The sequence below is a fragment of the Tissierella sp. genome (assembly GCF_052089545.1).
In the GTDB taxonomy this organism is placed as follows: domain Bacteria; phylum Bacillota; class Clostridia; order Tissierellales; family Tissierellaceae; genus Tissierella_A.
In genome coordinates this window covers 1-2694 of sequence record NZ_JBQDAA010000264.1, presented here as the reverse complement: position 1 = coordinate 2694, position 2694 = coordinate 1, and the positions used below count along the sequence as shown (strand labels likewise).

Genomic DNA, 2694 nt, shown 5'->3' with positions numbered 1-2694 from the left:
ATCATAATAGCCTGGCTCTAATTCGTTAAAATCTTTTACCAATGAAGGCTTTAGTTCATGTGTTTTTGGGAAAGTTATTGGTACAACAATATTTTTCCCATCTTTAATAGCCTGTTTTATAAAGTTATGTGTATTAACCTCATCTGAGAAACTAACAAAAACCATAATAGTACTAGCTTCTTTATAATAATCAGAATCAAGGATTTTATTTATTATATTCTGACTATCAGTTTCCCGCTTGCTTGCTGGTATCTTGCTTCTTTTTTCCAATATGTTTTCCCTAATTAATTTCTTTTTCAATCTATTCACCTCAAATAGTTTGTTTTTTTAAAAGTCTATGCTTTATTTACCATTAAATATATACTATAATGTATTAGAAGTTTTTTCAAGAAAACATGTGCATATTAAAATAAGTATGTTATAATTGTAATATAAATGTAACAAGCTTGTAATAAAATTGTAATATAGTAAAATGATTGGATATAAGAGGGGTATTTATGATAAAGTTAATAGGTATTGAGAAAATCTATGAAGGCGGTGTAAAGGCGCTTTCGGATATAAACTTACAGATAAGGAAAGGTGAATTTGTTTATATAGTTGGTTCCAGCGGGGCAGGGAAATCAACACTTATAAAGCTTATATTAAAAGAAGAAGATCCAAGTTCAGGAGAAATTTATCTTAATGGTAATGACATTACGGATGTAAATAATAGGCGTATACCATATATTAGAAGAAGCATTGGTGTGGTTTTTCAAGATTTCAGGTTATTACATAATAAAACCGTTTATGAGAATGTAGCTTTTGCTATGGAAATACTTGGTGAAGATTCAAAGTTAATTAGGAAGAGAGTACCAGAAGTTTTAAGACGGGTTGGTTTAAATAGAAAGGCTTCTAGATTTCCAGACCAATTGTCAGGTGGTGAGCAGCAGAGGGTATCTATAGCAAGGGCAATAGTAAATAATCCACCTGTGCTAATGGCAGATGAGCCTACAGGTAATGTGGATCCAGAAAATGCCTTAGGTATAATGGAATTGTTGGATGATATAAATTCAAGAGGTACAACTATTATAATGGCAACTCACGCAAAAGACATAGTTGACAAATTAAGGAGAAGAGTTATAGAATTGAGTAAAGGAATAATAATCAGGGATGAAAAAAGAGGTAGATATGATGAATAAGCTTAGAATTATGAAAAACACTTTTAAGCAAAGTTTCAAAAGCATGTGGAGAAATCGAGGTATGGGTCTTGCTTCCGTATCTTCAATATCATCAGTACTTGTAATACTTGGTTTCATCCTAATACTTGTAATGAGTATTAACTCTTTAGTTGTTGATGTTCAAAGCAAGTTTGATAAGATAGAAATATTTTTAGCGGAAGATATTTCTGCTGAAAGTAGAGAGGAAATAGAAGAGTACGCAAAAAATGAAGATAAAATCACTTCAATCGAGTATGTATCCCAGGAGGATGCAATTGAATCTATGAAGGAAGAATGGGAGGAAGAGGCCTATCTTTTAGAAGGGGTTAGCAAGGAAACACTCCCAGACTCTTATGTTGTAGAGGTAGAAGAGATTGAAGAAACTGAGAATATTGTAAATGCTATAGGTGGAATTGTAGGTGTAGAAAAAGTAAAATACCATAGGGAAATAATAGATAAGTTAACAACTCTTGCAGGTTATATACGGACTGGAGGAATTCTTATTATAGCAGTTCTTATAGCAATATCAGTATTTATTATTTCTAACACTATTAAGCTAACTGTATTTTCTAGGAAAAGAGAAATTAACATAATGAAATATATTGGGGCCACAAATTCTTACATAAAAACTCCATTTATACTAGAAGGAGTTTTATTTGGAATAGCAGCCGCCCTCATATCTATAGTTATAGTTTATTTTGGCTATGAGTACCTGTTTGAGTCAATAAATGAGAAGCTATATATGTTATTTACAGTAATACTTGTACCACCTGAAGCGATACTAAAAGATATAACAATTGTATTTTTAGCTATAGGATCTGGTATAGGGGCACTTGGTAGTATGGTATCTATGAGAAGGCACTTAAATGTATAGGAGGATAAGATGTTAAAAAAGAATGCTAAGAAAATATCTATTGCTTTACTTGTAACACTAACTTTATCATTTAGTAGTGTAGGTTTTGCAGACAAGATAAAAGATTTAAAAGATGAACAAGATGGAATTAAGAAGGAATTAAAAGAAACACAAAATAAATTAAAAGAATCACGAAATAATACAAAAAGTGTACAAGAGCAAATAGATGAATTAGACCGAAAAGTTAATGATGCTTCTGTTGAGCTAACAGAAGTAGAAGAAGAATTGGAAGAAATAAGCGGAAACATTGAAGAGAATGAAAAAGAATTAAAAGAGGCAGAAGAAAAACTTGAAGAACAGCAAGAAAGTTTTGAATCTAGAGTAAGGGCCATGTATATTAATGGTGACATGGGTTATTTAGAATTGCTACTTACTTCTAAAGATATAAAAGATTTTTTCTCAAGAAGGGACATGGTAAAAGCTATAGCAGAGCAAGATAAAAAATTACTTAAGACCATGAAAGAGCAGAAAGAAATTATAGAAGAAAAGAAAACAGAGCTTGAAGCTCAAAGGTCATCTTTAGCAGCGTCTAAAACGAAGCTAGAATCTCGTAAGCAGGATTTAGAAGAAGCCACTCGCCAAAAA

General features: G+C 31.6%; 4 protein-coding genes. 3 read left to right on the top strand and 1 reads right to left on the bottom strand.

Annotated elements, in window-relative coordinates; translation table 11 throughout:
• A partial coding sequence (locus ACTHW2_RS12680) for a 5-formyltetrahydrofolate cyclo-ligase (protein ID WP_442264261.1) occupies positions 1–300 on the bottom strand: 300 nt, incomplete at its 3' end.
• A gap of 197 nt (positions 301–497) precedes the next feature.
• On the opposite strand from ACTHW2_RS12680, the gene ftsE reads away from it, so the two are divergent.
• The 3 genes from ftsE to ACTHW2_RS12665 all read left to right on the top strand — a co-directional run.
• On the top strand, positions 498–1178 hold the full coding sequence (gene ftsE / locus ACTHW2_RS12675; RefSeq protein ID WP_442264260.1) for a cell division ATP-binding protein FtsE: 681 nt from the start codon (positions 498–500) through the stop codon (positions 1176–1178).
• The gene (ftsX, locus tag ACTHW2_RS12670; protein WP_442264259.1) at positions 1150–2070 is read left to right on the top strand and encodes a permease-like cell division protein FtsX; all 921 of its coding nucleotides are present in this window, start codon (positions 1150–1152) and stop codon (positions 2068–2070) included. Before ftsE ends, ftsX begins: the two co-directional genes overlap by 29 nt.
• Positions 2071–2079: 9 nt before the next feature.
• On the top strand, positions 2080–2694 hold a 615-nt coding region (locus tag ACTHW2_RS12665; protein ID WP_442264258.1), incomplete at its 3' end, for a murein hydrolase activator EnvC family protein.

What these genes read in the sequence shown, in the direction of transcription:
- ftsE (WP_442264260.1), top strand. Translation starts at nt 498, where the DNA reads ATGATAAAGTTAATAGGTATTGAGAAAATCTATGAAGGCGGTGTAAAG.
- ftsX (WP_442264259.1), top strand. Translation starts at nt 1,150, where the DNA reads ATGAAAAAAGAGGTAGATATGATGAATAAGCTTAGAATTATGAAAAAC.